Here is a 26,983-nt window from a genome sequence, read left to right as displayed (position 1 = left end):
CCTGATTATAATGAATAACGGACTTTATCATGAGGAATTCGAACATGATTCCTGCGGTATAGGAGCTGTAGTGAATGTCAAGGGGACAAAAAGCCATGAGACAATCAGTGATGCGCTCTTCATGCTAAGCAACATGGAACATAGAGGCGGTCGGGGAAGTGATCCAAAAACAGGAGATGGGGCAGGCATTTTAATACAAATCCCCCATTCTTTTCTCAGAGAAGTAACAGCAAGAGCAGGTTTTCAATTGCCTGAACAGGGAAGCTATGGTGTCGGCATGACCTTTTTCCCAAAAAACAGACAGCTTTACAAAAAATCCAAAGAGCAGCTTAACCAAATCATAGATGAATTGGGTTTCAACCTTATCGGATATAGGAATGTACCTGTAGATGAAACCGTACCGGGTTCAGGTGCTTTAGATGTGATGCCAAATATTGAGATGGTTTTTGTCACTCACAAAAACGGGCTCAAGGGATTAGACCTGGAGCGAAAACTATATGTTCTGAGAAATTATTCCTCGAAGACAATCAATCTTTCTATTCCCGGAGTCAATTCAGCATTTTATTTTGCAAGTTTTTCTGCATTTACATTGATCTATAAAGGTCAGTTGAGAACGGACCAAGTCCTTCCATTTTACAAAGACCTCCAAAACAAAAACATTACTTCCGGATTGGCAATCGTCCATTCTAGGTTTTCGACCAATACTTTCCCAAACTGGAGATTGGCACAACCATTCAGATACCTCTCCCACAATGGGGAGATAAACACCATTCGGGGAAACCTCAATAAGATGAAGTCTAAAGAGACTTTGATGCGCTCAATCTTCTTCAGCGACGATGAACTTTCAAAGTTGATGCCTATCACCAATAAGAAAAATTCGGATAGTGCCAACCTTGATGCCATGGTGGAATTGCTGACTTTGAGCGGTAGAACCCTTCCCCATGTGATGATGATGATGGTGCCTGAGGCTTGGCAGGACAATCAAATGATGGACAAAGACCGCAAGGCATTCTATAAATTCCATGCTTCATTGATGGAACCTTGGGATGGGCCGGCTGCGCTATTGTTTACGGATGGAAAATCTCTTGGAGCGACTTTGGACAGAAACGGTCTGAGACCTCTCCGGTATTTTATCACCAATGATGACAGGTTAATTCTTTCTTCAGAAGCTGGAGCTTTGCCAATCCGTGAAGCTACAATCAAGGAAAAAGGAAGAATCAGCCCCGGAAGAATGCTTTGGGCGGACCTTGAAAAAGGAAAAATCTCGTTTGATGATGAAATCAAATCCACTGTCTGCGACAACAAACCTTATGAAGCTTGGGTAAGAGAAGAGCGTCTAAAACTCAGAATGATGCCGGATCCAGTTAAATTGGAGTATCCATATACCACAAATGAAATCAAAAAAAGACAGACGATATTTGGTTACACCTCTGAGGAACTGAAAGTGATCTTATCCCCAATGGGTGAGGCGGGATATGAGGCGGTGGGTTCAATGGGAGCCGATACGCCTTTGGCAGTGCTTTCCAAACAAAGTCAGCATATCTCCAATTATTTCAAGCAGCTGTTTGCTCAAGTCAGTAACCCTCCGATCGATCCGATCAGAGAGAGATTGGTTATGTCATTGTTTACCAGAATCGGAGAAAGCCACAATATCCTAGCAGAAAGTCCACGGCATACAAGACAGATCCACATTTCCCAACCTGTCTTACTCAACGAAGACTTAGAAAAGATCAAACACCTTGAAGATCAGGGATACCGGACTGTTACTCTGTATGGGCATTTTGAAACTGATCATCAGCCGGGCAGGTTACTTGAGGCTTTGAATCAGCTCTGCAAAGAAGCCGAAGGAGCGATATATGCTGGTAAAAATATCATCATTATTTCTGACCGAAACAGTACTGATTCCAAAGCGCCAATTCCAACTTTGCTTGCAATCGGTGCTGTACACCACCACTTGGTAAAAAAGAAACTCAGAACCCGTGCAGGTTTGGTGGTGGAAGCAGGAGACATCCGCGAAACACATCATTTTGCAACGGTAATCGGATATGGAGCTTCGGCGATAAATCCATATTTGGCTTTGGAATCCCTCATTCATCTGAATGAAAAGGGAGCATTTGCCAAAGATATCCCACAAAACCAGCTTTTCTATAATTTCCAAAAAGCGGTTGGGAGCGGACTTTTGAAAGTCCTTTCAAAAATGGGAATCAGCACTTTACAGTCTTACCAAGGTTCGCAGATCTTTGAAGCCATCGGCCTTGGCCCAGAAGTTATTGACAGGTGTTTTAAAGGAACAGTAAGCAGGATTTCAGGGATTTCATTTGATGAATTGGCGGAAGAAGTTCTCATCCGTCACCATGCTGCCTATGAAACTGAAAGTCCGATTTTGGAAACTGGGGGTGTGTATCAGTGGAAAAGAAGGGGTGAAAAGCACATGTTCAATCCTGAAACCATCCACCTGTTACAGAAGTCAACCAAGCTGAATGATTATGGCATGTACAAGAAATTTGCCCAGAAAATCAATGAGCAGACCAAAGACGCTTTGACTCTTAGGGGGTTATTTGAATTTAAGAAAAGGATTTCAATTCCGATAGAAGAAGTTGAACCCGTTGAATCCATCCTGAAGCGATTTGCAACCGGCGCGATGTCATTCGGATCGATTTCGCATGAAGCCCATTCTACTTTGGCTATCGCTATGAATAGAATAGGGGCAAAAAGCAACAGCGGTGAGGGAGGAGAAGATGAAATCCGGTTTGAGAAAAAAGAAAACGGTGATTGGGAAAGGTCTGCCATCAAGCAGGTAGCCTCAGGAAGATTTGGCGTCACGAGTAATTACCTGACCAATGCCGCTGAGCTTCAGATCAAAATGGCTCAGGGAGCAAAACCCGGGGAAGGCGGACAGCTTCCCGGACATAAAGTAGATGAATGGATCGGAAGGGTAAGGCACTCCACTCCTGGAGTTGGGTTGATTTCTCCACCACCGCACCATGACATCTATTCCATCGAGGATTTGGCACAGTTGATCTTTGACCTGAAAAATGCAAACAGAAAAGCACGTATCAATGTCAAGCTTGTATCGCAAGCAGGAGTCGGAACCGTGGCTGCAGGTGTCGCCAAAGCGATGTCCGATGTGATTTTGATTTCAGGTGCAGATGGAGGCACAGGCGCCTCTCCTTTGAGTTCGATCCGTCATGCGGGATTGCCTTGGGAACTTGGATTGTCTGAGGCCCATCAGACTTTAGTCAAAAATAATTTACGTAGCCGTGTGGTATTGCAGACAGACGGTCAGTTGAGAACAGGAAGGGATATAGCCATTGCGACATTGTTGGGGGCTGAAGAATGGGGTATTTCCACAGGAGCGTTGGTAGTGGAAGGCTGTATCATGATGCGTAAATGCCATTTAAATACTTGCCCTGTGGGCGTGGCAACACAAGATCCTGAACTGAGAAAACTCTTTACCGGAAATCCTGACCATGTCGTCAATTACTTCATGTTTTTGGCACAGGACCTAAGAGAAATCATGGCCTCTCTTGGATTTAGCACCATATCTGAGATGGTCGGACAAAGCGATGTACTCAAAGCAACAGGACACATGAACCACTGGAAATGGGACAAAATAGACTTGAGTCCGATTTTCCATAAGGTAGAAGTACCTGATCATGTGGGGATCCATAAGCAGATCGATCAGGAATTTGATTTGAAAAATGTCTTGGACAGACAATTGATACAAGCTGCAATTCCAGCTTTGGAACAGGCAAGCCCTGTGATTGGCACCTTCAAGATCAACAACATTGATAGGACCGTGGGTGCCATGCTTTCCAACGAGATTTCGAAAATTTATGGTAGTCCCGGTTTGCCCGAAGATACCATTCATTTCAATTTCTCAGGATCAGCAGGACAGACATTCGGAGGTTTTCTGACAAAAGGCGTGACTTTTGAGCTAGAGGGAGAATCCAACGATTACTTCGGAAAAGGACTTTCGGGTGGAAAATTGATCATCTATCCTAGCCGCAATGCCAACTTCCTTGCACATGAAAACATCATTATCGGAAACGTGGCGTTTTACGGTGCTACTTCAGGAGAAGCATATATCAATGGAAAAGGAGGCGAAAGATTCTGTGTAAGAAACTCCGGAGTAAAAGCTGTAATCGAAGGAATTGGAGACCATGGCTGTGAATACATGACAGGAGGTCTCGTAATCAATCTAGGTGAAATCGGAAGAAACTTTGGCGCAGGGATGAGCGGGGGTATCGCATACATCCTCAAGGATTATATCCACCTGATCAATCAGGAAATGGTGGATTTGGACCCGCTTAACGAAGACGATTTTGTAACTATCAAAGAACAGCTAAACAAACACTTATCATTAACCAATAGTCAATTGGCACTTGAATATCTCGACAATTGGGATGAATACAGGGAACGTTTTATCAAAGTGATTCCGAGGGATTACAAAGAAGTTTTGAGAAAAAGAGCATTGGAAAAATCAACAACATTGGTGTAAGATGGGAGCTAAAGAGGGATTTATTTTATTTAAAAGAGAACTTCCGGAAACCAGAAATCCTGAAGAAAGAATTCACGACTATAAAGAAATATATAAGCCTTTTGATGGGGAAAAACTCAACCATCAAGCAGCAAGGTGTATGGATTGCGGAATACCTTTTTGTCATCAGGGTTGTCCTTTAGGAAATATCATCCCGGATTTCAATGACGCGGTATATAGGAATGAATGGGAAGAAGCTTTTCAAATTTTGAGAAGTACAAACAACTTTCCTGAGTTTACAGGCAGGATTTGTCCTGCGCCATGTGAGGGTTCTTGTGTCCTTGGCATCAACAAAGATCCGGTGGCCATTGAACTCATCGAAAAAAACATCGCGGAAAAAGCCTATGAGCTTGGCTTTGTCAAGCCAAAGATGCCATCCTTAAAAACAGGTTTTAAGGTAGCAGTGATCGGTTCGGGCCCTGCAGGATTGGCAGCCGCGGACCAACTCAATCAGGCCGGGCATGAAGTCACTCTTTTCGAAAAAGACAAAAAAGTCGGAGGATTACTACGTTACGGTATCCCTGATTTCAAGCTCGAGAAATGGGTCATTGACCGAAGGGTAGAAATCATGGAAAAAGAAGGTGTCATATTCTCAACAGACACAGAAGTGGGGTTCAATATCAAAGCGGAAAACATTTTGAGAAACTTTGATGCAGTGGTATTATCCACCGGGGCACAGCAACCCCGTGAACTGAAAATCAAAGGATCTGACCTTAAAGGTGTCCATTTTGCTATGGAATTTCTTGGTAAACAAAATCAGGTAATAGCAGGAGAAATTCCCTCAAATCCGATTTCGGCAGAAGGAAAGCACGTCCTAGTCATCGGAGGCGGAGACACGGGCAGTGACTGTATCGGCACTTCCAACAGGCATGGCGCTGCCAGCATTACCCAATTGGAATTGCTGCCCAAACCTCCAAAACAAAGAACTGTACTCAATCCTTGGCCGGAATGGCCTATGACTTTGAAGACCTCAAGTTCTCACGAAGAAGGTGCAGATCGGGTATTTTCTGTGTTGACAAAGGAGTTTGTCGGCAATGAAAAAGGAGAAGTCACAGGGTTGGTATTGGTAGATCTGGAATGGAAAGAGCAAAACGGCAGGATGCAGTTTGTGGAAATTCCTGGCACAAGCAGGACCGTTCCATGCGACCTGGCATTTATCGCAATCGGCTATGCCGGACCTGCTCAGAATGGATTATTGGAAGCTTTTGGTGTACAAACCTTTGACAATTCACTACCAAAATCGAAAGACTATCAAAGCACAAACAAAAAAGTATTCCTCGCAGGAGACATGAGAAGAGGCCAATCTTTGGTGGTTTGGGCGATTTCCGAAGGCCGTGAAGCAGCATTCAAAGTAGATGAATTCCTTCAAGGAAGTTCGGCATTGCCAAGAAAAGACGAGGGATATTACGAAGTGGAACAACATATCCACAATTGAACCTAATGAAGCAATAAGCCTAAAATAAGAGTAAGCGTGATAATAAGTTTAGTTTGTGATTGTTATGATTTTTTAGCAATCTAATCAGAAAGAGCAGGTCGGTGGCCTGCTCTTTTTGGTTTTTTACATTTAAAAATTTTGGTAAAAACTCAATGATGCCATCTTGCAAACCGCTCTATATAAGCATTTTCAAAAAAATGAACTTCAATCAGGACATCCTTTTAATTGACTACGTCCTTACAAAAAACCATAACTTTTAAAACCTATGAAATTATCATCTTCACTTGTTATAGCTACTATCCTCTGTTTTACATTTTCCTGTAATATGGATGACAACGATTTTAGCCAAGAAAATCTTCATGGAACATGGGAACTGAGTTCCTATTGGGAGGAATCAGAACTCTTTTTAGTTCAAGCATATGAATTCAATGAAGACGGCACATTTGAACATAGGGTGACCGCAAGACAACAGGATTCCAACATTGATTTTGGATATAATTCTCTCACTAGCGGAACGTATTCATTGGCAGGGAATAAGCTATCTCTTGAAGAAAAAGAGTTTTTAACAATTCCTGAAGAAAGTACGGTTTGGTATACTGGAATGGATAAACTTGTCGGAGGAGACTGGAACAGGGAAACAGAAATAACAATATCTCTAAAAGAAAGAAAGTCTCAATTGGTGTTGGATTTTCCATGCCCTCCCTTTGCTCAGTGCACCGGTCCAATCACTTTTTATCGCAAATAATTAAGTTAAAATAAAACCTCAAATTCATGAGAATATTTTCCAAACTAGCCTTAATCTCAATCCTATTCATTACTTTTTCTTGTAATCTTATCGAAAAAGATGACAAGAATTTTAGTCTCCAAGATCTGCATGGAATTTGGGAATTGAGTAGATATCAACAAGAGTCACAACTGTTTTATGTCGATACCTATGAATTCAAGGAGGATGGAACTTTTGAAAACAGAAGTACGGCCCGACAGCAAGATAACAACATGGACCTTGGGTATAATTCAATCACAAACGGAACATACCGGTTATTAGGAAATGTTTTGACGCTTACAGGAGACCAATTTTTGACGCTCCCTGAAGGGAGTACGGTATGGTATACTGCACCGGATAACCTTGTCGGATCGGACTGGAACATAGAAAGAGAATACACCATAGCACTAAAAGAAAGAAAGTCACAATTGCAACTTGAATACAAATGCGCACCAAATGAGCTTTGTAGTACCAGTCCCATCACTTATTTCCGCAAGTAGGCAATGAATAAACCAGAAAAAGCAGACCATTGGCCTGCTTTTTTCTACAAATAAACCCAATCAATCTGTTTTAAATATTTCTTCCGGAGCTGCCTTTTCCTCCTGATGAACCTTTGCCTCCACGGTGACCTCTTCCGCTTCCACTACGTTCTCGAATTTCTTTTCGGTTTTCTTTTTTGACTTCCTCCCACTTGGTTTTTTGTTCAGGAGTCAAAATAGCCTCAATCTGTTCATTTTGAACCTGGTTTTGTGCCTGCATCTCTGTTCTTTTTGCTTTTCTTTCCTCCTCCATCGCCGCTCTCTGTGCTTCTCTTTTCTGGGCATTTTCGAGATTGATTTGGTAGATCTTTTGTTTTTGATCTTCAGATAGTCCCAATTCTTCTGTCATTTTCGTGGTAATCCTTTCGGCCCTCTGTTCGGGGGTCAACGATTCTTTTTGCTGTCCACCTCGAGGTCCACCCTGTCCTCTTTGGGCAAATGCCCCTGCAAATGTCAAGGTGAATATTGCTGCAATCATCAATAGCTTTTTCATTTCTTTATTTTGTTTTTAGTATTTTTTTAAAATGATAATCTTAGAAATTTAGATTTCCCGGACAAATCAGTGGAATCTCTAAGCTGTGAATTTGATGATTAGACTTAGGCAAAGACAGATGGTTTAATCCTTATTTTGGAAAATACTGTTAACAAATCTTAAATTGGGAAATGGAAAATTTCTATTATTTCGGGTATGCAAGCAACCTGGATTCAAGCACCTTGGAAGGAAGATTGCATACCAACCCATTTAAAATCGGTATCGGTGTTTTGCCGCATCATGGCTTTCGATTCAACCATCCTAATCCTGATGGATCAGCGAGGGCTAATATTGTATTCAGTGAAAATGAATCCGTTTATGGCTTAATTTTCAAAATTCAAAAAGAGGATAAGGCATATTTCTTGACCTCCGAACCTGGATATGACTTTGTTGAAAAAGAGATTTTTACAAAGAATGGAAAAATCAATGCTTTTGTTTTTATATCCAAAAACACTAAGGAAGGCCTATTCCCTAAAGAAGAATATTGGAAAGTGATTCTCAAAGGAGGAAAAGAGTCAGGAATACCTGATTCCTATCTTGCGCAGGTCATCAACAGGGTGGGGAAAATATGATTTTCCGGAAAAGTTTCTTCCCGGAAAATCTTTCTGGTTTCGATGTTTATTTTTTACATCCTGTGGCCTCACTTGCATAATACCGCTCGTCGCCGACAAAAAGTTCTTCATCCTTTAATTTAAGTGGAACGGTCAACGGACTCAACCCCTTTTTGTCAAAAGTAAGATTCAATATCGCTTCAGGCCCTTTTCCTTCTACCGTCCAACTTCCCCTCATTCTGTTTTTGTATTCTGGATTGACATTCCTCATGATGCCTCTTTTTTTAACATTTGCATTGAAGGTGCCATTTTCGCAAAGGTTGATCTGTGTTTGCCTTGCACCTCCCAAAACTTCATCATAGGTAATCATCAGCTTGTTGGAAAGAAATTCCTTCCAATTAAAGTTCTCATAAGGAGACTCAAAAGAAGGGCGTTCAAAAGTACCTTTCTGTAATAATTGCAGGGCCGCTTTCGAAACATTGTCATAAGATTCCTCAGACCCTACTGCCAATACAGTGATACAGGTGCCCTGATTTCCACATTTGGTTGCAGCAAAGGCCCTTGATTGTCTTTGTACATAATTCCCATCCGCTACAACTTCAGACTGCAATATCTGATCTGAAATTTTTGGATCAATGGCTTTCAATCTTAACTTATCTGTGACATCCACCCCTTCCTTCCATAGCTCAGAAAGCTGTTGAAGGTCTACTGCGGCCCTACCAAAGACATAAATTTCGCCAAAACCTCCATTGCCTGTCGTCAATAAAAAAACCTCCGTTTCCCGCGGCAAGGTTCCTACCCAGCCAACAGGTACCTGAGAAGTAAATCCATAAATCGGCGAAAAAAGCGTGTCCTGAGAATTATACATTCTACCCGGTTGGATTCTTTTTTTGGCTGATTGGCCTACTGTCGGGTTATTGAAACTTGCACCGATAAGGATTGCGGCTAGGATAAGTATGTTTCTCATAAAAAAGAGGTTTTATGTTTTAAATATAACCATCAAAAAGGAAGACCGAATCAGCTTCGTTGAAAATGATTTGGTAATGGGAAAAAAGAAAAGCATTTTATTCTGCCATCAATCTTCATAATCCTTTTCTTCAAGCATCCATTGTCTTTTAAATTCCTTGACATAACGGGGCCTGATCAAAAGCCTCAGGCTTGGGTCAAAAGAGAGGTATTTCCAAGACCAAGTAAGGAAAACCATAAGCTTGTTTTTAACTCCCAAGATTGCCATTAGGTGGACAAACAGCCATACCAGCCAAGCAAACGAACCTTGAAAACTCACAAATGGCAAATCTACTACGGCCATCTTTTTACCTATCGTTGCCATGGATCCAAGGTCATTGTATTTAAATGGTATCCAAGGTTTGCCTTTCAGTTCATTTTTGAAGTTTTTGGCAAGATTGGCAGCTTGCTGTATCGCTACCTGCGCTACTTGAGGATGTCCATTTGGAAATTTTTCTTCCTTCTGCACACATTGGTCGCCAACTACATAAATGTCTTGTTCATTGACCATCTTATTGAATTCGTCGACCAACAATCTCCCATTTGGCGCTTTTTGATCGTCTTCAACACCAATAAGCGAATTGGCTTTTATGCCGGCGGCCCAAAGTAAAGTCAAGGTTTTGATAGGTTCTTTGTCAAGAAGTTTAACAATAAACCCATCGTAATCCTCCACCCGCGTATTGAGCATGACTTCTACACCGAGCTCCTGAAGGTATTGAAGTGCTTTTTCCCTGGATTTTGGCGTCAAACCACTGAGCAAAGAACCACCGGACTCGACAAGGATGACACGCATGTTTTTAAAGGATAACTGGGGATAGTCTTTGGGTAGGACTTTATTTCTCAATTCCGCTATAGATCCCGCAAGCTCCACCCCTGTGGCCCCGCCGCCCACAATGACGACATTCATGATCGGCTTTCGTTCATCTTCATCAGCAATGTTGACCGCTCGCTCATAGTTGGAGATGATTTTATTTCGGATATATAAAGCCTCAGAAGTGGACTTCATGGGAGCACAGAATTTTTGGATATTCTGGTTGCCGAAATAATTGGTATTGGCACCTTGGGACAAGACCAAATAGTCATATTGTATTGTTCCCAGGTTGGTATAGATGGTTTTCTTTTCTTTATCTATTTCCCTCACCACTGCCATTCTAAAGACCACATTATCTATTTTGTGAAAAATCCTTCTCAGGGGAAATGAAACAGCACTTGGTGAAAGTGCCGCCGTTGCGACCTGATAAAGCAAGGGTTGGAATTGGTGATAATTGTTTTTATCAAACAACACTATCTGATAATCGGTATGGGCAAGCTTTTGGGCGATTTTTAGTCCAGCAAATCCGGCTCCGACGATTACAATCCTTTTATGTTTCGGTTGTGGAATATTGGGAATGGGCAGGTTTTCAGATTGGCTCATGATAAAAGTTATTGGATTCAAAATATCAGTAAATCTATTAAATTTTGACTTAGGATTACCGTTCTAAGAAGATTTGTTGGCATTGGTTTTCTTTGTTTTAGGCACTTTAAAAAGATTTATTAATTTTACCCACCTTTTAAAACAGATCAGCAATGGGAAGAGCATTTGAATTTAGGAAAGAAAGAAAATTTAAACGTTGGAGCCAGATGTCCAAGGTATTTACCCGCCTTGGAAAAGAAATTGTAATGGCCGTCAAAGCAGGCGGTCCGGATCCGGCAAATAACACAAAGCTCCGAACCGTCATCCAAAACGCAAAAGGCGCTTCGATGCCAAAGGATAGGATCGAGGCTGCTATCAAAAGAGCTTCCAACAAGGATGAAAAAAACTATGAAGAGATTGTCTATGAAGGTTATGGACCCTATGGCGTAGCTGTAATCATCGAAACCTCCACAGACAATATCAACAGGACTGTAGCCAATATCAGAAGTTATTTTACCAAATCCGGCGGATCTCTAGGAACCTCAGGTTCAGTCAGCTTTATGTTTACCAAAAAAGCAGTATTCCGATTTGCACAAAAAGACCTTGACATAGAAGAGTTGGAGCTAGAACTGATCGACCATGGATTAGAAGAAATTGCTGAAAATGAGGGTGAAATTTTTGCATACACAGAATTTGAGGATTTTGGAAAAATGCAAAAAGCACTTGAAGACAAGCATATTGAAGTAATCAACGCAGACTTCCAATGGTTCCCCTCCACCACTGTCGAACTCACCGAAGAACAGGAAGAGGAAATAAACAAAATGATAGAAAGACTTGAGGAAGACGATGATGTCAACCAAGTATTTACCAACGTTGCTTAAAACTATACCTTCACCACCAATTCACATAATTTTAATCTTTACCGCTGATCATCCATGACTGGACCAATGAGTTTTCCAAAAAGAAAGAATATCCAAGATCAACAAAGGCAGAATTTAGTAATTGTAGGAAGTAGAAATCCAGTTAAAATCAATTGCACCAATAGTGGTTTTCACCAAGTATTTGAAGGAACTTATCTCGTAGAAGGGTTAAATGTAAGCTCAGATGTGGAAGCACAGCCAGTAGGCGATGAACAGACTTACAAAGGGGCATTTAACCGTGCAAAAAATTCTAAAGCAGTGTTTCCAGAGGCAGATTTTTGGGTAGGTATTGAAGGTGGTGTGGAAAAATTCCAGGGAGAAATGGCTGCTTTTGCATGGGTTGTGGTCTTGGATAGGAATGGAAAAATAGGTAAAGCAAAAACTTCCATATTCTTCCTTCCAAAAGCCATTGCCGATATGGTAGATGGCGGGATGGAACTTGGAGCAGCTGATGATGCTTTTTTCAACAGGGAAAATTCCAAGGAAAATGATGGTGCAGTGGGTATTTTGACAAAAGGGGCGCTTGATAGGAAAAATTATTACCAACAGGCAGTTATTTTGGCTTTGATACCTTTTGTAAAAGAAGATTTATATTAAAATTTCCTAAATGTCTGATAGATTTTTTCAATTGGATTTAGGAAATGATTACGATTAGATTTGTTCAAAAATTTTACTCTTATACACATAAACTTCTCTTGAGTTTATTGAAAAAGGATAAAATTGTTGCACAATTAAATTTGCCAAAAAGACTTACAGATTTAAAAAATAAAAACTTGAATCCAATCAACCGAAGAATTTCAAGTCAAATAGATAAATAGCAGAGAGTGTTTGGTCACCACTACAGTCAGCTGTAATTTTTAAAGAGCCCTTCGAAGGGCTCATTTTATTTTCAGGTTATTTAGAAAATTGCCCAATGATACCCTCCAATCAGGGTCTGCGTCCCATACAGGACCGATATATAATTCATTTCTTACCAAGAATCGGATGTAATATTTGACCACAATCCTGTCTCCATCAGTAAGACTATCTGTGGGTAAACCCATATTCTGCATCAGGTCACTTTCTCTTGCTTCTATCCTCATCAGGACAAACTGTACCTTGTCTTTGATCAAGTCTGCATCGGTCCTGGGACTGCTGAGAAACTCCACTTGATGAGGATACAGTTGTGTGAAAATCGCCTGCAAACCATTCCTTTCCTCATTCTGCTCCGCAAGTATACTCTCCTCGGATTTTCCCAAAAGGTCATATCTAAATGTATTTAAGTAACCACTTTCGCCAGCAGCTCCAGATAATGGAATTCCCAACTTGAAAACATCAAGGTTCAGTGGATTTCTATTAAGGTATCTTTGGGCAGCAGATGCGGTGGCATTGGCGCCTGACGGAAACTCAGGAACTTCCAAAACCATCAGGTTCTTGGATTTAATATTTAGGCCAATTGTAGCCAAAGACTCCTTCATCTGACCTATTTCTTTTGCATCCATACTCCACATACCGTTGGTAGGGATCATGTTTTTATTGTTGGTAAAAGGTCCAATGTTCAATACTGTGTTTCCATTGGCTTTTCTGGTAAGGATCACGATAGAAGAAATCATCCTTTTGGCAAACATTGCGGCAAAACCCGCCTGTACCTCTTCGGAGATGGCAACATCTTCTAATTCATAATAGGCTACCGGATCTCCACCGGCTAATACCAAAGCCGGATGGATTTCATGTGCCAATGTTTCCCAAGAAAAGGAAGGTCGGGCTTGGGGTGAATTTGAAATAAGAACAATGGATTTCCCATCCAAAAAGGTTTCAGGAAGGGCATTTTGAGCCATACTTGGTCTTACAAAAGCAAAAACCATCAGCAAGGCAAAAAGATATTTCATAGGTGTTAAGATTCGAGCGATTATATCTTACTATTTTTACGAATATACATAACGGACCAATTTAAAAAGACATATGCTTAATTTATTGAAATTTTTGATGTTATTTTTTCTCATAGCCCCATTGGGATTGAGAGCACAAAAAATCGACCAAAGCAAATTGCTCAATGACATTGAATACCTTTCTTCCGATGAACTCGGTGGGAGAAAACCACTCTCAGAGGGCAGTTTGAAAGCCAGGAAGTACATTCAGGAGAGGTTCAGGGAATTGGGGCTGAAATCTCAGTATCCTGATTTTATCCAATATTTTGATTTTCAAAACAACAGAGAAGGCAAGCTTTATGAGAATGCTGCCAATATTGTTGGCTTCGTCGGAGGCAAAGAAACAGAGAAGCTAATTGTTATTATGGCCCATTATGACCATATTGGTAAGAATGGGGAACAAATATTCAACGGCGCCGATGACAATGCCTCGGGAACAGGTGCTGTATTGGCATTAGCCGAGTACTTTTCCAAAAACCGACCTAACCACTCTATGTTATTTGTCGCTTTGGATGCTGAAGAAATGGGTCATCAGGGAGCAAAAGCTTTGGTGGATGATTTCCCTTTTCCAATTGAACAGACTGTTCTGAATATCAACATGGATATGATCAGCAGAAATGTTGACGGCGAAATATATGCTGTAGGGACTTACCATTATCCCCAACTGAAGCCTATAATAGAAAATGTTGCGGAAGGACGGTTTCCAAAATTATTATTTGGACATGATGTTCCCGGTCAAAAAGCTGATTGGACCAATGCATCGGACCATTCCCAATTTCACAAAAACAGGATCCCTTTCATTTACTTTGGAGTAGAAGACCATGAAGATTATCACAAAGTGACTGATACATTTGAAAGGATTCAGCCGGAATTTTATAGTGGCGCAGTTGAATTGATTTTGGATATTATCATTGCTTTTGACCGAAACTTGAATAAAGAATAAAATGAAATGGATACATTTGATTGAAAATCAATAGATAGGATTGGCAAAAACTGATTACATAACACGATTTTTAATTTGGAGGATCCGCCACCTCAGTACAAAAAACTTTGTTTTAATCGTAAGTGGGGTAATCGGTATTGTTTCCGGCGTGGCTGCAGTGATTCTCAAAGGCTTGGTCCATGCTATACAGCACTTTCTCACCAACAGTTTTTATGAGGAATATGCCAATTTTTTCTACATCGTTTATCCTATCATCGGAATTTCTCTTGCTTACCTCATAGGGACCTACGTCCTCAAAGACAAGGGTGGGCATGGAATCCCCGATATCCTATATATCATTTCCAAAAAAGGAAGTTTAATCCCGAGGGTCAAAATGTACAGCCGGGTGATTACTTCTGCACTGACAGTTGGATTTGGAGGTTCAGTAGGATTGGAAGCGCCTATTGTCGTAACGGGTTCTGCAATTGGTTCAAATATTGGAGTATTGATGCACCTAAATGCCAAAAAAAGAACCCTTTTGATTGGATGTGGTGCAGCCGGAGCGATATCCGCAATCTTCGGGGCCCCTATCGGTGCGGTAATATTTGCTATAGAAGTTATACTTATGGAAGTAAGTATCGGCAGCTTTATTCCCCTATTGATAGCTTCGGTTACCGGAGCTCTCACATCAATTCTTTTGCAGGGTAATGAGAGTATGTTCAACTTTTCGATATCCGAAGAATTTGTGGCCTCCCATGTACCATATTACTTTGGCTTGGCTGTTTTTACTGGTTTTGTTTCGCTATATTTTAGTAGAACTATCTTAAGTACAGAAGGATTTCTTGATAGATTCGATGAGCCTTTCCTTAAACTTCTTTACGGTGGGGCGTTTTTGGGTTTGATCCTGTTTATTTTTCCTCCCATCTATGGCGAAGGATATGATACCCTCAATCATCTAGTCTCCGGCCAACCCAATAATATCCTTTCGAAGAGTCCTTTTTTCTCAGAAATAGATAATCCTTATTTCATTATTCTGTTTCTTTCAATGATTATTTTGATCAAGCCCATTGCATCTGCCATCACAATCGGTACCGGAGGAAGTGGTGGTGTTTTTGCTCCTTCTTTGTTTGTAGGTGGAATTGCCGGTTTTCTGTTCGCTTATTCTGCCAACCTTTTGAACCTGCCGATTGAACTTCCATTGGCTTCATTTACATTGGTCGGCATGTGTGCGGTGATGAGCGGGGTGCAGCACTCTCCGCTATCAGCGATATTTTTAATCGCAGAGTTGACAGGTGGGTATGAACTTTTGATTCCGTTGATGCTTGTTTCCTCCATTTCTTTTGTCACTACCACCTATTTTGACAAGGATTCACTTTACAAAAAGCAACTGATCGCAAAAGGTACCTTTCTTCCTTCCACCAAGGATGAGGAGGTCCTGGAACTCATGGACATTAAAAAAATAATGGAAAATGATCTGTTGCCTGTTTCGCCGGAAGCAAGTCTTGGTGACCTATGCGAATTGGTAAAACTTTCGAGAAGAAACATTTTTCCAGTAGTGAATGAGTACGGCGACCTGAATGGAATAGTGACTTTGGATGATATCAGGGAGCTTATGTTTGACTCAGAAAGTCAGAAAACGCTGAAGGTCAAGCAACTGATGCATTCTCCCCCTGAAGTGATAAACAGTAACGAAAATATGCAAAATGTAATGGATAAGTTCGAAAAATCAGGAGCCTGGAACCTCCCTGTTACAGACTCGGGCAAATACATCGGATTTATCTCCAAAGCAAGAATTTTTCATGCCTATAGAAAGAAATTGATCCGCCAAAATCAAGAATAATCGGGATTACTTTCGCTATTTTTTTACCTGATTATCAACCCCAAAAAAATACAATGATTTTGTAAATTTCTCATTTACAGTGAATTATCCACAAAATCATGTAAAAGTGAAAGGAGTTAATTCATTGATTTTCAATGGGTTATACTAGTTTTTTCGAGTATTGTGGAAAAGTATTCGAAAATGTGGATAAAAAAGCCTTGCATTTTCAGATATGTCTTTACATGCTGATTTCGAAGTTTTTGAAGATTTTACTATAGAATTGGCGGTGACTTTTCCGATGAATCCAGCTATCCCAAAACTGAAATTATCAAAAAATATTGCCAACACTTGTCAACAAAAAAGTTATGACAAAATACTAAAAATTCATTTTGAAATTTTCTGTTTGGATAATCAAGAAATTTATAAAAAATATACAAATTTAACATGCTGAATACAATTCTTAATGTAGAATTGGAATGACATTCAAAGTAAAAATTTTTGCAGAAGGCAATAAACCAAAAAGGCAAAAAAATAGCTGCTCCTTTCGAAGCAGCTATTTCTTTTATACAGCTTTCGCTTTGTCCATTTGGTAAAGGATATCTTCGTAATCCAATTTATCCCAATTTTGGGAAATCAATGGGCTTGACATGACCTTGTCCATGATTTTTTCCTGTAGCTTCCCTTGAGCATATGCCTCTGAGTAGGGCATATTGGAAAAAGTCACCATGGTGTAGAGCGGAACCCAATCCTTAGGATACAGGCTATGCAGTTTGGCTTCGATTTTTTTTCGGATCAGGAATTTCGGATCAGACACCTCATTTCTCATTTCCTCGAAATTTTCCATCGCAAGCTGACAAATCGCATCTGTGTCCTTTTTTCTCTTTTTCTGGAATTTGGCAAATACCAACTCCCATGCATTGGTCCCGAACTTTTCCACCAACTCATCCAAAATGAAGCAATCCTCAAATCCACAATTCATCCCTTGACCATAAAAAGGAACCATGGCATGGGAAGCGTCCCCGATCAAAAGAGCGCTTTTGAGCATCCAAGGATAGCATTCAATGTTGATGAGGGCGGAAGTAGGGTTTTTGAAATATTCTTCTTTCAGATTAGGCATAATCTTATACGCATCATCAAAGTAGGTTTCAAAAATGCTTGTCACATCTTTTTCATCCCTGATATTTTCAAAACAGACACGCTCGCCGTCAAAAGGCAAAAATAGTGTACAGGTAAATGATTTATTGGGATTTGGAAGGGCTATCAGCATAAAACTGCCTCTAGGCCAAATATGGAGGGCGTTGGGATCCATCGCAAATTCACCATCCTCCGTGGGAGGAATGCTGAGTTCCTTGTAGCCATGGGTGATATATTCTTGTTTGTAATTGAAGCGGACTTGCTTCAGCATAGCATTTCGGAGGGCCGAATATGCGCCATCTGAACCGATGATTACATTGGAAAAGATTTTTTCTTGACTTCCATTTGCATCAGTTATGGTCAATTCATTGGTCCTCAAATCAACATCCTCCACCTTATGTCCAAAAAACATATTGACTCCAAGTTTTTCGGCTTCGTCTACTAGCAATTGATTGAATCTGCCACGGGAAATAGAATAAATGGCTTGCCCCTCTTTTCCATAGGGAATGAAACTGGTTTTTCCGTGTTCATCATGGATCTTGCGTCCATACATGGGGATAGTCAAAGTCAACACCTTTTCCTTTAAGCCTGCTTTTTCAAGGGCATTCCATCCCCTGTCGCTCAGTGCCATATTGATGGATCTGCCTTCTTCTTGGTATTGACCTTTACGGTTGTCGGGTCTTTTCTCGTAAACGTTTACGTCAAGACCTCTTTTTTTCATATATATGCTCAACAATGATCCGATAAGTCCGGAACCAAGGATGCTGATTTCATTTTTTTTCATGGTTTGAGAGTAACTTATTGCCCGATCAGGCAAATTTGTGAAGGGATTGTTCCAGGATTTTTGCAAATTGATAAACATCCATGAAACTGTTATATAACGGTGTGGGTGCGATTCTGATTACGTTTGGATGTCTCCAGTCCCCTACTATTGCATTTTGGTAAAGCTCATCAAAGACCGCTTTTCCGCCTTTTTTGACGAGCAAAGATAATTGACAGCCTCTTTCGTTGGTATTATTTGGGGTAATTATTTCAATAACACCGCGTTCACCGTTTATTTCTTGAAGTAAAAACTCCAAATAACCTGTCAAAAGTTCACTTTTTTGCCTAAGGGCCTCCATCCCAGCTTCCTGAAAAATATCCAAAGAAGCCTGATGTGTTGCCAAAGCAAGTACATTAGAATTGGCCAATTGCCATCCATCTGCGCCAAACATCGGCTTAAAACCTTTTTCCATCTTAAACCGCTCTCCCTCATCATGTCCCCACCAACCTGCAAATCTCGGCAAGTCGGGACTTTCGGCATGGCGCTCATGTACAAAAATACCGGAGATGTTGCCTGGTCCTGAATTCATGTATTTGTAACTGCACCATGTGGCAAAATCCACGCCCCAATCATGCAACTGAAGGGGAACATTTCCTGCAGCATGGGCCAGGTCAAATCCCACTTTTGCTCCTGCTGCATGTCCCGCGGAAGTGATCGCCTCCATGTCAAACACCTGCCCGGTATAGTATTGTAAGCCTCCCATCATCACCAAGGCAAGTTGGCTCTGATTTTCTGAAATGGTTTTTAGAATGTCTTCAGTCCTCAGCGTATATTCTCCCTCCCTGGGTTTCAATTCAATGATAGTCTGATCGGGATCCAAGCCATGAAACTTTACCTGCGTCTCGAGCATATACATGTCGGAGGGAAAAGCACCTGCTTCAGTGATGATTTTGAATCGCTCTTTGGTAGGCTGGTAAAATGACACCATCAAAAAATGAAGGTTTGAACTTAGGTTATTCATCGCCACGACCTCATGCTCATGTGCACCGACAATCTCAGCCAAAGCCGGTTTGGATTTTTTGCGGACATGATACCATGCGTCTTCCCCATGAAAATGTCCATCTACTGCCAGATTGGCCCAGTTATCCAACTCCTTTTGGATGTATTCTTTTGTGGTTTTGGGTTGTAGCCCAAGGGAATTGCCACAAAAATAAATCGCCTCCCTTCCATCGACTTTGGGAAAATAAAATCTCGACCGGAATCCTCCTAAAGGATCCTTTTCATCCATTTCTCTGGCAAAATCTTCTGAAAATCGGTAGTCTGTATTTTTCATTTTTAGTAATGGAAAGAAGGGTGTTGGCAAAGACTAAACCACCATCAAGGCAATAGGTTTGTCTCCATCATCAAAATTACCATGTTTCTGTTTTGAAAAAAACCGATTTGATTTCGGCGGTTGTTTCTGAATCTGTATTTTGCACAAAAATAGATATCCCATGTCCAAAGAAATCATCTTCTCAAGTGATGCCCCTGCGCCTATCGGGCCCTATAGCCAAGCTGTTAAAACCGGAAATACGCTTTATCTGTCAGGTCAGATTGCCTTGGATCCTGTCACCGGTGAGTTGATCAATGAAAATATTACCGAAGAAACCCACGCCGTCATGAAAAACATGGACGCGGTGCTGAGAGCTGGAGGTTTTACCTTTGCCGATGTAGTCAAATGCACCATATTTATCAGGGACATGGGTCAGTTTGCAACAATCAATGAAGCTTACGGGCAGTATTTCAAAACCAATCCGCCTGCAAGGGAAACCGTGGAAGTCAGCAAACTTCCGAAGAATGTCAATGTGGAAATTTCCTGTATTGCAGTAAAATAAATACAAAAATCCATTTCGGTTCAAATCTAAATTCCTTTACCGGCGATTAAGATTTGGACCACAACTTTTTTAATTGACTAGAGTTAGGTTCCCATGAATCCATTCCCCAATCATAGCGAAGTGCTTGTTTCTGCTTTGTCCAAAAATGAAGTGGAAGGAAGATTGTCAGCAGTGACCAAGGACATCAACTTTTTGGATTATGAAGAAAGGCTTCAAAAAGGATTTCAATTCAACGGAAAAGTGGAAAAAGAATCATTCAGACTTTCCTTGGTAGTCGATAAGCCTGATAGTTTTTTACCATTGATTTTGGGTAAAATCGAGGCGACACCAAAAGGGTGTATTTTGTTTCTCCAATACCGCCTATTTCCGAGTTCAGCATTTTTTCTTGGATTTTGGACTGTGATTACCTTGACATTGGCAGTGTTTTTTGGCTTTGTTTCACAAAAACCAATCTATGCAGGATTGAGTATCCTGGCCTGTATAGGGAATTATTACTTTGCCTGGAATTATTTCAAAAGGAAAATCAAGCTCTCCAAGGGAATTTTCCATGAAATTCTCAACATCAAAGTGATGGATTAATTCCCCTTATCCTTATGTATTCTTCTATTCAGGTAGTAATTTAGCAGCCTGAAAATAACCATAGCATCTAAAAATATGAGCATCAGGATAGAAAAAGATACCATGGGACCTGTTGAGGTTCCTGCAGACAAATATTGGGGAGCGCAGACCCAAAGGTCCATCAACAATTTCAAAATCGGCGGTGAAAAAAACAGGATGCCTATCGAAATCATCAGGGCATTTGCCATCCTCAAAAAGTCTGCAGCCATCGCCAATGCCGAGCTCGGAGTATTGACTCAGGACAAAGCCGATATCATTGCCAAAGTCTGCGATGAGATATTGACAGGACAGCATGACGATCAGTTTCCACTTGTGATCTGGCAGACAGGCTCTGGGACACAATCCAACATGAATGCAAACGAAGTAATCGCCTACAGGGCCCATGTGCTTTTAGGAGGTTCATTGGAAGATGCCAAAAAGAAAATCCACCCCAATGATGACGTGAACAAATCACAGTCTTCAAACGATACTTTCCCCACCGCCATGCACATTGCTGCGTATAAGATGGTAGTGGAAACAACCATTCCTGGTGTGGAGCTCCTCAAAAATACACTGAAAGCAAAATCAGAGGAGTTTATGGGTGTCGTAAAGATCGGCAGGACCCACTTTATGGACGCCACTCCGCTTACTTTGGGACAGGAGTTTTCGGGCTATGTAGCGCAACTTGAACATGGACTGAAAGCATTGAGAAATACTTTGTCCCACCTGTCAGAACTTGCCCTTGGTGGAACTGCAGTAGGCACAGGATTGAATACCCCTGCAGGGTATTCTGAATTGGTGGCCGCCAAAATCGCCCAATTCTCCGGTCAGCCAATGGTCACTGCACCCAACAAATTTGAAGCACTTGCGGCCCATGACGGCATTGTGGAAACCCACGGCGCCTTGAAGCAATTGGCAGTGAGTCTGATGAAAATCGCCAATGACATCCGGATGCTTTCTTCAGGTCCAAGATCCGGTATCGGTGAAATCCTGATTCCTGAAAATGAACCGGGATCATCTATCATGCCAGGCAAAGTCAATCCTACCCAAGTGGAAGCTATGACCATGGTGGCCGCACAGGTCATGGGCAACGACGTGGCAATTTCCATCGGCGGATCAAACGGACATTTTGAGCTGAATGTCTTCAAACCTATGATGATTGCAAACTTCCTACAATCAGCCCGTTTAATCGGAGATGCCTGTGTTTCTTTCAATGACAACTGTGCCATTGGTATTGAGCCGAATACAGCATTTATCAAACGACATTTGGAGAATTCCCTGATGTTGGTTACCGCATTAAATCCCTATATTGGCTATGAAAATGCCGCAGCCATTGCCAAGAAAGCACACAAAGAAGGGACAAGTCTAAGAGAAGCAGCTTTGGCATTGGGTCTATTGACAAACGAGCAGTTTGACGAATGGGTGAAGCCAGAGGACATGATCGGCAGTCTTAAATAAACAAATCAATTTTACCCCCATATGAAAAAATCGAACATTTTGATGACGACAGCGGCCGCCATGCTCCTGTTTTCCACCACACCTACATTTGCTGAAGGCAAAAGCAAAAAAGAACCAAAAGTATTGACCGCTGAAGAGCAAGTAAAACTTGAGGAAATCGAAGCCAGGGTTCTTGAAATCCGAGATATGGAATTATCAAATCTTGAAAAAGCTGAAAAAGCCGAAATCAAAGCAGAACTGAAAAGCCTTGAAAAAGAAGCCAGAGCCCTCCGTGGAACGGGTCTTTACATTTCCACAGGGGCTTTGATCATCATTATCATCCTTTTGATTATCCTTCTTTAAGACAATCAGCACTTCAGATTCAAAGCAGAGAGGTAATCAAAGCTTTTTTGAAGGGCATTTACAGGATCAGGAGTCAGGTCTTTTTCTAACAGAAAATGGTTGGCTCCTGATTTTTTTGCTTCGCAAAGAATCTCGGACAAGTCCAAAACCCCATCGCCTGCATCAGCCAGGTACGGGAATAACCCCATCCATTCACCCATATTCCCACCATCTCCTGGGAAAGTTTTTTTCTCACGCATGTCTTTCACATGGAGCAAAGGGAACCTTTTTGGATTTTCCTTGAGGTATTTGATGGGGTCAATGCCTGCCGCGATAAACCAAAAAACATCCATCTGCATTTTGACCAAATCAGCATCTGTGTTGTCAAGTATCATCTGGAAAGGAACCACGCCATCAACAGCTTTGTGGCCATAGCCATGGTTATGATAGAAGAAAGTCAAGCCGTTTTTCTTGGCAGATTCACCGACCTGATTGAAGATCTCAGCAGTCTTTTTGTAATCGTCGAGGCTTTTCCTCATGTCATCAGGAATCATGGCGATCCCGACATATTTGTGCCCGACCACGTGTGCTGCTTCCGCCACACCCTCCATGTTGTTTCTCAAAGTCGGTAAATCCACATGGATGCTCGGGGCAGAAAGTCCATACCTGTTTAAAATTTCCTTTACCTCTTTTGGTGTTTTTCCAAAATACCCGCTTCCGGAAAAGCCCAATGCATTGGCTGCCATTTTCCAACCTTCCTTGGTCGCTTCATCCGAAAATGTATATGGCCCAAAAAACTCCAACTCTTTATATCCGATTTCCGAAATCACTTTAAGCGTTCCTTCAAAATCTGCCGAAAGGGCTTTGGGAACCGTAAACAAGGCAACGCCAAGGGATTTGATTTTTTGCATGTCATCGGCCATAGTCAAATGGGGCATTAAGCTACCTGCGGCTACCGCAACGGCACTTTTTTGGATAAAATTTCTTCTGTTCATAGGTTTAAGGTTATTGAAATAAAGATTCGAAAACGAATTTCAGCAAAATATCAGGAATCAATTTTAACACCAACAATTTTGGGTTGGATATTCTTGATATTTGGCTTTTCATTTTAATTAAAGCCAATCAACCACTGATTTAGCTATCGAGTGTTTGTATATATTTCTTTACCTTGACGGAACGGATAAATACAACAATCAGCAATACCATCCAGATGATTTGATTGAAACCGATTTGGAACACGGTCCTTTTGTTCCATCCCAAATCAGGAATAAAAGCAACCAAAACCCAAACCAGAAGTGCCAGATGTCCGATGATCCCGACCAAAATCAAATACTGCCAACTGATCGGATAAAAGGCACTCATAAAAATCAGAAATCCCAAGATCATCCCGAAAATCCCGAAGACGTTGGTATTGGACTCCGCGAGGTAATCCGGATTCATTGAAAGCCATTTCAAAAAGTCTTCTCCAAAATATCGGAAGAAAGCCGACCAAGCAAAGGTGTACATCCCTGTAAGCAATAACAAGCCGCGTAGGGGCATTGGAAAACTTGGTGTAATGCTGTTTTTGTCCATAATCTAAATTGGCTATATTCCTCGAAAATAACATTTACTCATCCGAATAGGTTTTTTTACCAAACGTAAATCTACATGAAGAGAATTATAAAAAGGAACCACATAAGTTTAATTGTAGGGGGAATCCTCCTTTTGTCTGCGGGATTTGTCGGCGGCAAAATGATGGCGGACATCAGTCCCGAAAACATTGCCAACGCTGAAATCCTGATCGGACTTGAATTTTCTCCCGTCGAGAGGGACAGCATGAACCGCAATTTGACCAATTACAGGACAAGTTATGAAACCATGCGCAAGCAGCCCATCACAAATTCAGTTGCTCCAGCCATTGGTTTTAATCCTCTTCCCCATGGTTTTGTTCCAAATCAGATTCAGGAAGAAAGTGATTGGGGATTACCTGTAAATGTCAGTTTACCCAAAAGGGAAGCTGACATCGCCTACCTTTCCGTCGCTGAACTTTCTTCTTTGATCAAAAGCAAAAAGCTGAGCTCGGAAAGATTGACAAGAATCTACCTCGACCGGATCAAAACTTATTCGGATACACTTCAGTGCCTTATCACCTTGATGGAAACTGAGGCCATGCAAAAAGCCAAAGCCATGGATGCCGAGCTTGCAAAAGGAACCTACCGCGGTCCGCTGCATGGCATTCCTTATGGCATCAAGGATTTGTTGGCTGTAAAAGGTACCAAAACCACATGGGGTGCTATGCCTTATAAAGATCAGACGATCGATGAAACAGCGACAGTGGTAGAAAAACTCAATGAAGCAGGCGCAGTCTTGGTGGGTAAATTTACCTTGGGTGCCTTGGCCATGGGAGATGTGTGGTACGGAGGAGTGACCAAAAATCCTTGGAACATGAAGCAAGGTTCAAGCGGTTCATCGGCTGGATCGGCCTCTGCTGTGAGTGCGGGATTGGTGCCTTTTGCCATCGGAACAGAAACACTCGGAAGCATTGTCTCGCCGTCCACAAGAAACGGTGTGACCGGATTGAGACCTACATATGGCCGGGTAAGCAAACATGGTGCGATGGCATTGAGTTGGAGCATGGACAAAATCGGCCCAATTTCCAGGTCGGCTTTGGACAACGGTATCGTGCTTTCGGTCATCAATGGATTTGACCCCAAAGACAAAAGCACCATCGCCGCTGCATTTCAATACAACTCCAAAAATTCTATCAAAGACATGAAAATCGGATATTTTGCCCCTTTCTTCGAAGGGACAAGGGCAAACATAGACAAGGATCAAAAAGTATTGGAAGACCTGAGGGCGATGGGACTGGAACTCCATCCTGTCGAACTCAAAACTTCTGTCGATCCGAGCAGCATGCTGATTTCACTCTATGTGGAAGGTGCTGCGGCTTTTGATGACTTGACGAGATTGAATCTCGATGACCAACTGGTCGCCCAACACCGCAATGCCTGGCCAAATCTCTTCCGTGCAGCAAGGTTTATCCCGGCAGTAGAATACATCCAAGCCAACAGGTACAGAAGCATTTTGATCGAAGAGATGCACGCTTTATTTCAGGAATATGATGTGATTGTGACTCCTTCCTTTGCGGGAAACCAACTTCAGATCACCAACCTGACCGGACATCCTGCCCTCTGCATGCCAAACGGTTTTGCTGAAAATGGCAGCCCGACTTCCATTACTTTTTTGGCCAACCTTTTTGACGAAGAAAAGCTGGTAATGCTAGGTAAAGCTTATCAGGAAAATACCGAATGGCAGAAAAAGAGACCTCCCTTTTTTGACAAATAGAAATCCATCCGATCCTCATGGAAAGAAATACATATGATGTGGCAGTGATAGGCCTAGGTGCGTTGGGCTCATCGACCCTTTGGCAACTGAGCAAATCGGGGAAAAGAATCCTTGGCATCGACCAATTCTCCCCTCCACATACCATGGGTTCTTCCCACGGGGAAACCAGGATTACCAGACTTGCGGTCGGCGAAGGAATGGATTTTGTGCCCATTGTCAAGAGGTCCCATGAAATCTGGAAAGAACTTGAGTCCCAAACAGGGTCTACCATCATGACGACAACAGGCGGTTTGCTTTTTGACTCCGGAATCCAAAGTTGGGCGAAGCATGGCTCGGAAGGGTTTTTCGAAAGGACAGTGAAATTCGCACAAGAGGGAAACATACCCTATGAGGTTTTTGATGCCCAAGAACTCGGAAACCGATATTCTGAATTCAATTTAGAAGAAAGCGGCAAAGTCTATTACGAGCCGAGTGCAGGATTTCTCCGGCCCGAGCTGGCGATTTCGACCCAACTCCAACTTGCCGCACAAAATGACGCCGTGATCAAAACCCACACAAAAGTATTGGGTATCTCGCCTATTTCGAGTGGAGGTGTGCAGATCCAAACCAACCAAGGAACCTTTGAAGCAGCTCAGGCGGTGATCAGTGCAGGTCCGTGGGTCAAGGACTTCTTGCCTTCCTTTGTCAAGACTCAATTCAAAATCTGCAGACAGATCCTGCATTGGATTCCCAAGAAAGGAAAAACATTTGAACTGGGAAAAACCCCCATATTCATGTGGGGATATGATTCGGGGCCTGAAGACTTTATCTATGGTTTTCCTTCTTTGGATGGCGCTACGATCAAAGTCGCCTCGGAATCCTTTGTAGAAAGAAACCATCCCGATACGATTTTGAGGGATGTTTCGGAAGCAGAATGTGAGGATTTTATCCAAAATAAAATTGCCAACCGATTTAACTATATCGATAAAAAGGTGGTCCAATCCAAAGTCTGCATTTATACAGTCACCTCTGATTCCTATTTCGTGGTGGATGAATTGCCTGATTTCCCCGAGGTTTTGGTGGCTTCAGCCTGCAGCGGTCATGGGTTCAAACACTCCGCCGGACTTGGAGAAGGCATTGCTGATAAAATCCTTGGGAAAAAGCCTAGGTTTGATTTGGAGGTTTTTGGTTTCCGGGATTATTAACT

23 protein-coding genes are annotated in these 26,983 nt (G+C 41.8%); 15 read left to right on the top strand and 8 right to left on the bottom strand.

What is annotated here, in order from left to right; genetic code table 11:
* The first annotated feature begins 10 nt into the window (after positions 1-10).
* The 4 genes from gltB to NK987_RS16065 all read left to right on the top strand — a co-directional run bounded on the left by gltB (position 11) and on the right by NK987_RS16065 (position 7,238).
* Positions 11-4,501: a glutamate synthase large subunit gene (gltB, locus tag NK987_RS16080; protein ID WP_259264678.1), complete on the top strand. Its 4,491-nt coding sequence runs from the start codon at positions 11-13 to the stop codon at positions 4,499-4,501.
* Between the two features lies 1 nt (position 4,502).
* On the top strand, positions 4,503-5,975 hold the full coding sequence (locus NK987_RS16075; RefSeq protein ID WP_259264677.1) for a glutamate synthase subunit beta: 1,473 nt from the start codon (positions 4,503-4,505) through the stop codon (positions 5,973-5,975).
* Positions 5,976-6,240: 265 nt separating this feature from the next.
* Positions 6,241-6,720 carry a lipocalin family protein gene (locus NK987_RS16070; protein ID WP_258422133.1) on the top strand — a complete coding sequence of 160 codons (480 nt, stop codon included), beginning with the start codon at positions 6,241-6,243 and terminating at the stop codon, positions 6,718-6,720.
* 26 nt (positions 6,721-6,746) lie between these two features.
* A complete protein-coding gene (locus tag NK987_RS16065; RefSeq protein WP_259264676.1) occupies positions 6,747-7,238 on the top strand; it encodes a hypothetical protein in 492 nt (163 codons plus the stop codon).
* A 70-nt stretch (positions 7,239-7,308) separates the two neighbouring features.
* Here NK987_RS16065 and NK987_RS16060 read toward each other — a convergent pair whose 3' ends face one another.
* Positions 7,309-7,770, bottom strand: coding sequence for a DUF4890 domain-containing protein (locus NK987_RS16060; protein ID WP_259264675.1), 462 nt, complete (start codon positions 7,768-7,770; stop codon positions 7,309-7,311).
* A 170-nt stretch (positions 7,771-7,940) separates the two neighbouring features.
* Here NK987_RS16060 and NK987_RS16055 point away from each other — a divergent pair, with 170 nt between their 5' ends.
* A complete protein-coding gene (locus NK987_RS16055; RefSeq protein WP_259264674.1) occupies positions 7,941-8,381 on the top strand; it encodes a gamma-glutamylcyclotransferase in 441 nt (146 codons plus the stop codon).
* Positions 8,382-8,427: 46 nt separating this feature from the next.
* On the opposite strand, the gene NK987_RS16050 is transcribed toward NK987_RS16055, so the two are convergent.
* A complete protein-coding gene (locus NK987_RS16050; RefSeq protein ID WP_259264673.1) occupies positions 8,428-9,327 on the bottom strand; it encodes a hypothetical protein in 900 nt (299 codons plus the stop codon).
* A 108-nt stretch (positions 9,328-9,435) separates the two neighbouring features.
* A complete protein-coding gene (locus NK987_RS16045; protein ID WP_259264672.1) occupies positions 9,436-10,779 on the bottom strand; it encodes an NAD(P)/FAD-dependent oxidoreductase in 1,344 nt (447 codons plus the stop codon).
* A gap of 152 nt (positions 10,780-10,931) precedes the next feature.
* On the opposite strand from NK987_RS16045, the gene NK987_RS16040 reads away from it, so the two are divergent.
* Positions 10,932-11,639: a YebC/PmpR family DNA-binding transcriptional regulator gene (locus NK987_RS16040; protein WP_259264671.1), complete on the top strand. Its 708-nt coding sequence runs from the start codon at positions 10,932-10,934 to the stop codon at positions 11,637-11,639.
* A 66-nt stretch (positions 11,640-11,705) separates the two neighbouring features.
* Positions 11,706-12,275 carry an inosine/xanthosine triphosphatase gene (yjjX, locus tag NK987_RS16035; protein WP_259264706.1) on the top strand — a complete coding sequence of 190 codons (570 nt, stop codon included), beginning with the start codon at positions 11,706-11,708 and terminating at the stop codon, positions 12,273-12,275.
* A gap of 281 nt (positions 12,276-12,556) precedes the next feature.
* Here yjjX and NK987_RS16030 read toward each other — a convergent pair whose 3' ends face one another.
* The gene (locus NK987_RS16030; protein WP_259264670.1) at positions 12,557-13,546 is read right to left on the bottom strand and encodes an NTPase; all 990 of its coding nucleotides are present in this window, start codon (positions 13,544-13,546) and stop codon (positions 12,557-12,559) included.
* Positions 13,547-13,619: 73 nt separating this feature from the next.
* Here NK987_RS16030 and NK987_RS16025 point away from each other — a divergent pair, with 73 nt between their 5' ends.
* Both NK987_RS16025 and NK987_RS16020 read left to right on the top strand, forming a co-directional pair.
* Complete coding sequence (locus NK987_RS16025; protein WP_259264669.1) at positions 13,620-14,528, top strand: M28 family peptidase; 909 nt, start codon at positions 13,620-13,622, stop codon at positions 14,526-14,528.
* A gap of 40 nt (positions 14,529-14,568) precedes the next feature.
* Complete coding sequence (locus NK987_RS16020) at positions 14,569-16,347, top strand: chloride channel protein (RefSeq protein WP_259264668.1); 1,779 nt, start codon at positions 14,569-14,571, stop codon at positions 16,345-16,347.
* Between the two features lie 541 nt (positions 16,348-16,888).
* On the opposite strand, the gene NK987_RS16015 is transcribed toward NK987_RS16020, so the two are convergent.
* Together NK987_RS16015 and kynU are read right to left on the bottom strand one after the other, a co-directional pair.
* The gene (locus NK987_RS16015; RefSeq protein ID WP_259264667.1) at positions 16,889-18,244 is read right to left on the bottom strand and encodes an FAD-dependent oxidoreductase; all 1,356 of its coding nucleotides are present in this window, start codon (positions 18,242-18,244) and stop codon (positions 16,889-16,891) included.
* A gap of 25 nt (positions 18,245-18,269) precedes the next feature.
* Positions 18,270-19,556 carry a kynureninase gene (gene kynU / locus NK987_RS16010; protein ID WP_259264666.1) on the bottom strand — a complete coding sequence of 429 codons (1,287 nt, stop codon included), beginning with the start codon at positions 19,554-19,556 and terminating at the stop codon, positions 18,270-18,272.
* 160 nt (positions 19,557-19,716) lie between these two features.
* On the opposite strand from kynU, the gene NK987_RS16005 reads away from it, so the two are divergent.
* The 4 genes from NK987_RS16005 (at position 19,717) to NK987_RS15990 (ending at position 22,494) form a co-directional block, all read left to right on the top strand.
* Positions 19,717-20,097 (top strand): RidA family protein, encoded by a 381-nt coding sequence (locus NK987_RS16005; RefSeq protein ID WP_113923586.1) that lies wholly within the window; start codon positions 19,717-19,719, stop codon positions 20,095-20,097.
* 93 nt (positions 20,098-20,190) lie between these two features.
* Positions 20,191-20,676, top strand: a complete 486-nt coding sequence (locus NK987_RS16000) for a hypothetical protein (protein WP_259264665.1) — start codon at positions 20,191-20,193, stop codon at positions 20,674-20,676.
* A gap of 75 nt (positions 20,677-20,751) precedes the next feature.
* The gene (gene fumC / locus NK987_RS15995) at positions 20,752-22,152 is read left to right on the top strand and encodes a class II fumarate hydratase (RefSeq protein ID WP_259264664.1); all 1,401 of its coding nucleotides are present in this window, start codon (positions 20,752-20,754) and stop codon (positions 22,150-22,152) included.
* 21 nt (positions 22,153-22,173) lie between these two features.
* Positions 22,174-22,494 carry a hypothetical protein gene (locus tag NK987_RS15990; RefSeq protein WP_259264663.1) on the top strand — a complete coding sequence of 107 codons (321 nt, stop codon included), beginning with the start codon at positions 22,174-22,176 and terminating at the stop codon, positions 22,492-22,494.
* A gap of 5 nt (positions 22,495-22,499) precedes the next feature.
* On the opposite strand, the gene NK987_RS15985 is transcribed toward NK987_RS15990, so the two are convergent.
* Positions 22,500-23,468, bottom strand: a complete 969-nt coding sequence (locus tag NK987_RS15985; RefSeq protein WP_259264662.1) for a sugar phosphate isomerase/epimerase family protein — start codon at positions 23,466-23,468, stop codon at positions 22,500-22,502.
* A gap of 139 nt (positions 23,469-23,607) precedes the next feature.
* The gene (locus NK987_RS15980; RefSeq protein WP_259264661.1) at positions 23,608-24,045 is read right to left on the bottom strand and encodes a hypothetical protein; all 438 of its coding nucleotides are present in this window, start codon (positions 24,043-24,045) and stop codon (positions 23,608-23,610) included.
* 75 nt (positions 24,046-24,120) lie between these two features.
* Here NK987_RS15980 and NK987_RS15975 point away from each other — a divergent pair, with 75 nt between their 5' ends.
* Entirely contained in the window at positions 24,121-25,797 is a 1,677-nt protein-coding gene (locus NK987_RS15975; RefSeq protein WP_259264660.1) for an amidase, read from the top strand.
* Positions 25,798-25,814: 17 nt separating this feature from the next.
* The gene (gene solA / locus NK987_RS15970) at positions 25,815-26,981 is read left to right on the top strand and encodes an N-methyl-L-tryptophan oxidase (RefSeq protein ID WP_259264659.1); all 1,167 of its coding nucleotides are present in this window, start codon (positions 25,815-25,817) and stop codon (positions 26,979-26,981) included.
* The last annotated feature ends 2 nt before the right edge of the window (positions 26,982-26,983 follow it).

Source organism: Aquiflexum gelatinilyticum (assembly GCF_024813435.1).
GTDB lineage: Bacteria > Bacteroidota > Bacteroidia > Cytophagales > Cyclobacteriaceae > Cognataquiflexum > Cognataquiflexum gelatinilyticum.
The sequence above is the reverse complement of the archived record's forward strand: the minus strand, read 5'-3'. Positions and strand labels throughout refer to the sequence as shown.

What these genes read in the sequence shown, in the direction of transcription:
- NK987_RS16055 (WP_259264674.1), top strand. Translation starts at nt 7,941, where the DNA reads ATGGAAAATTTCTATTATTTCGGGTATGCAAGCAACCTGGATTCAAGC.
- kynU (WP_259264666.1), bottom strand. Translation starts at nt 19,556, where the DNA reads ATGAAAAATACAGACTACCGATTTTCAGAAGATTTTGCCAGAGAAATG.
- NK987_RS16045 (WP_259264672.1), bottom strand. Translation starts at nt 10,779, where the DNA reads ATGAGCCAATCTGAAAACCTGCCCATTCCCAATATTCCACAACCGAAA.
- NK987_RS16040 (WP_259264671.1), top strand. Translation starts at nt 10,932, where the DNA reads ATGGGAAGAGCATTTGAATTTAGGAAAGAAAGAAAATTTAAACGTTGG.
- NK987_RS16070 (WP_258422133.1), top strand. Translation starts at nt 6,241, where the DNA reads ATGAAATTATCATCTTCACTTGTTATAGCTACTATCCTCTGTTTTACA.
- NK987_RS16065 (WP_259264676.1), top strand. Translation starts at nt 6,747, where the DNA reads ATGAGAATATTTTCCAAACTAGCCTTAATCTCAATCCTATTCATTACT.
- solA (WP_259264659.1), top strand. Translation starts at nt 25,815, where the DNA reads ATGGAAAGAAATACATATGATGTGGCAGTGATAGGCCTAGGTGCGTTG.
- NK987_RS16015 (WP_259264667.1), bottom strand. Translation starts at nt 18,244, where the DNA reads ATGAAAAAAAATGAAATCAGCATCCTTGGTTCCGGACTTATCGGATCA.
- fumC (WP_259264664.1), top strand. Translation starts at nt 20,752, where the DNA reads ATGAGCATCAGGATAGAAAAAGATACCATGGGACCTGTTGAGGTTCCT.
- gltB (WP_259264678.1), top strand. Translation starts at nt 11, where the DNA reads ATGAATAACGGACTTTATCATGAGGAATTCGAACATGATTCCTGCGGT.
- NK987_RS16075 (WP_259264677.1), top strand. Translation starts at nt 4,503, where the DNA reads ATGGGAGCTAAAGAGGGATTTATTTTATTTAAAAGAGAACTTCCGGAA.
- NK987_RS16005 (WP_113923586.1), top strand. Translation starts at nt 19,717, where the DNA reads ATGTCCAAAGAAATCATCTTCTCAAGTGATGCCCCTGCGCCTATCGGG.
- NK987_RS15985 (WP_259264662.1), bottom strand. Translation starts at nt 23,468, where the DNA reads ATGAACAGAAGAAATTTTATCCAAAAAAGTGCCGTTGCGGTAGCCGCA.
- NK987_RS15990 (WP_259264663.1), top strand. Translation starts at nt 22,174, where the DNA reads ATGAAAAAATCGAACATTTTGATGACGACAGCGGCCGCCATGCTCCTG.
- NK987_RS16030 (WP_259264670.1), bottom strand. Translation starts at nt 13,546, where the DNA reads ATGAAATATCTTTTTGCCTTGCTGATGGTTTTTGCTTTTGTAAGACCA.
- NK987_RS16050 (WP_259264673.1), bottom strand. Translation starts at nt 9,327, where the DNA reads ATGAGAAACATACTTATCCTAGCCGCAATCCTTATCGGTGCAAGTTTC.
- yjjX (WP_259264706.1), top strand. Translation starts at nt 11,706, where the DNA reads ATGAGTTTTCCAAAAAGAAAGAATATCCAAGATCAACAAAGGCAGAAT.
- NK987_RS16060 (WP_259264675.1), bottom strand. Translation starts at nt 7,770, where the DNA reads ATGAAAAAGCTATTGATGATTGCAGCAATATTCACCTTGACATTTGCA.
- NK987_RS15980 (WP_259264661.1), bottom strand. Translation starts at nt 24,045, where the DNA reads ATGGACAAAAACAGCATTACACCAAGTTTTCCAATGCCCCTACGCGGC.
- NK987_RS16000 (WP_259264665.1), top strand. Translation starts at nt 20,191, where the DNA reads ATGAATCCATTCCCCAATCATAGCGAAGTGCTTGTTTCTGCTTTGTCC.
- NK987_RS16025 (WP_259264669.1), top strand. Translation starts at nt 13,620, where the DNA reads ATGCTTAATTTATTGAAATTTTTGATGTTATTTTTTCTCATAGCCCCA.
- NK987_RS15975 (WP_259264660.1), top strand. Translation starts at nt 24,121, where the DNA reads ATGAAGAGAATTATAAAAAGGAACCACATAAGTTTAATTGTAGGGGGA.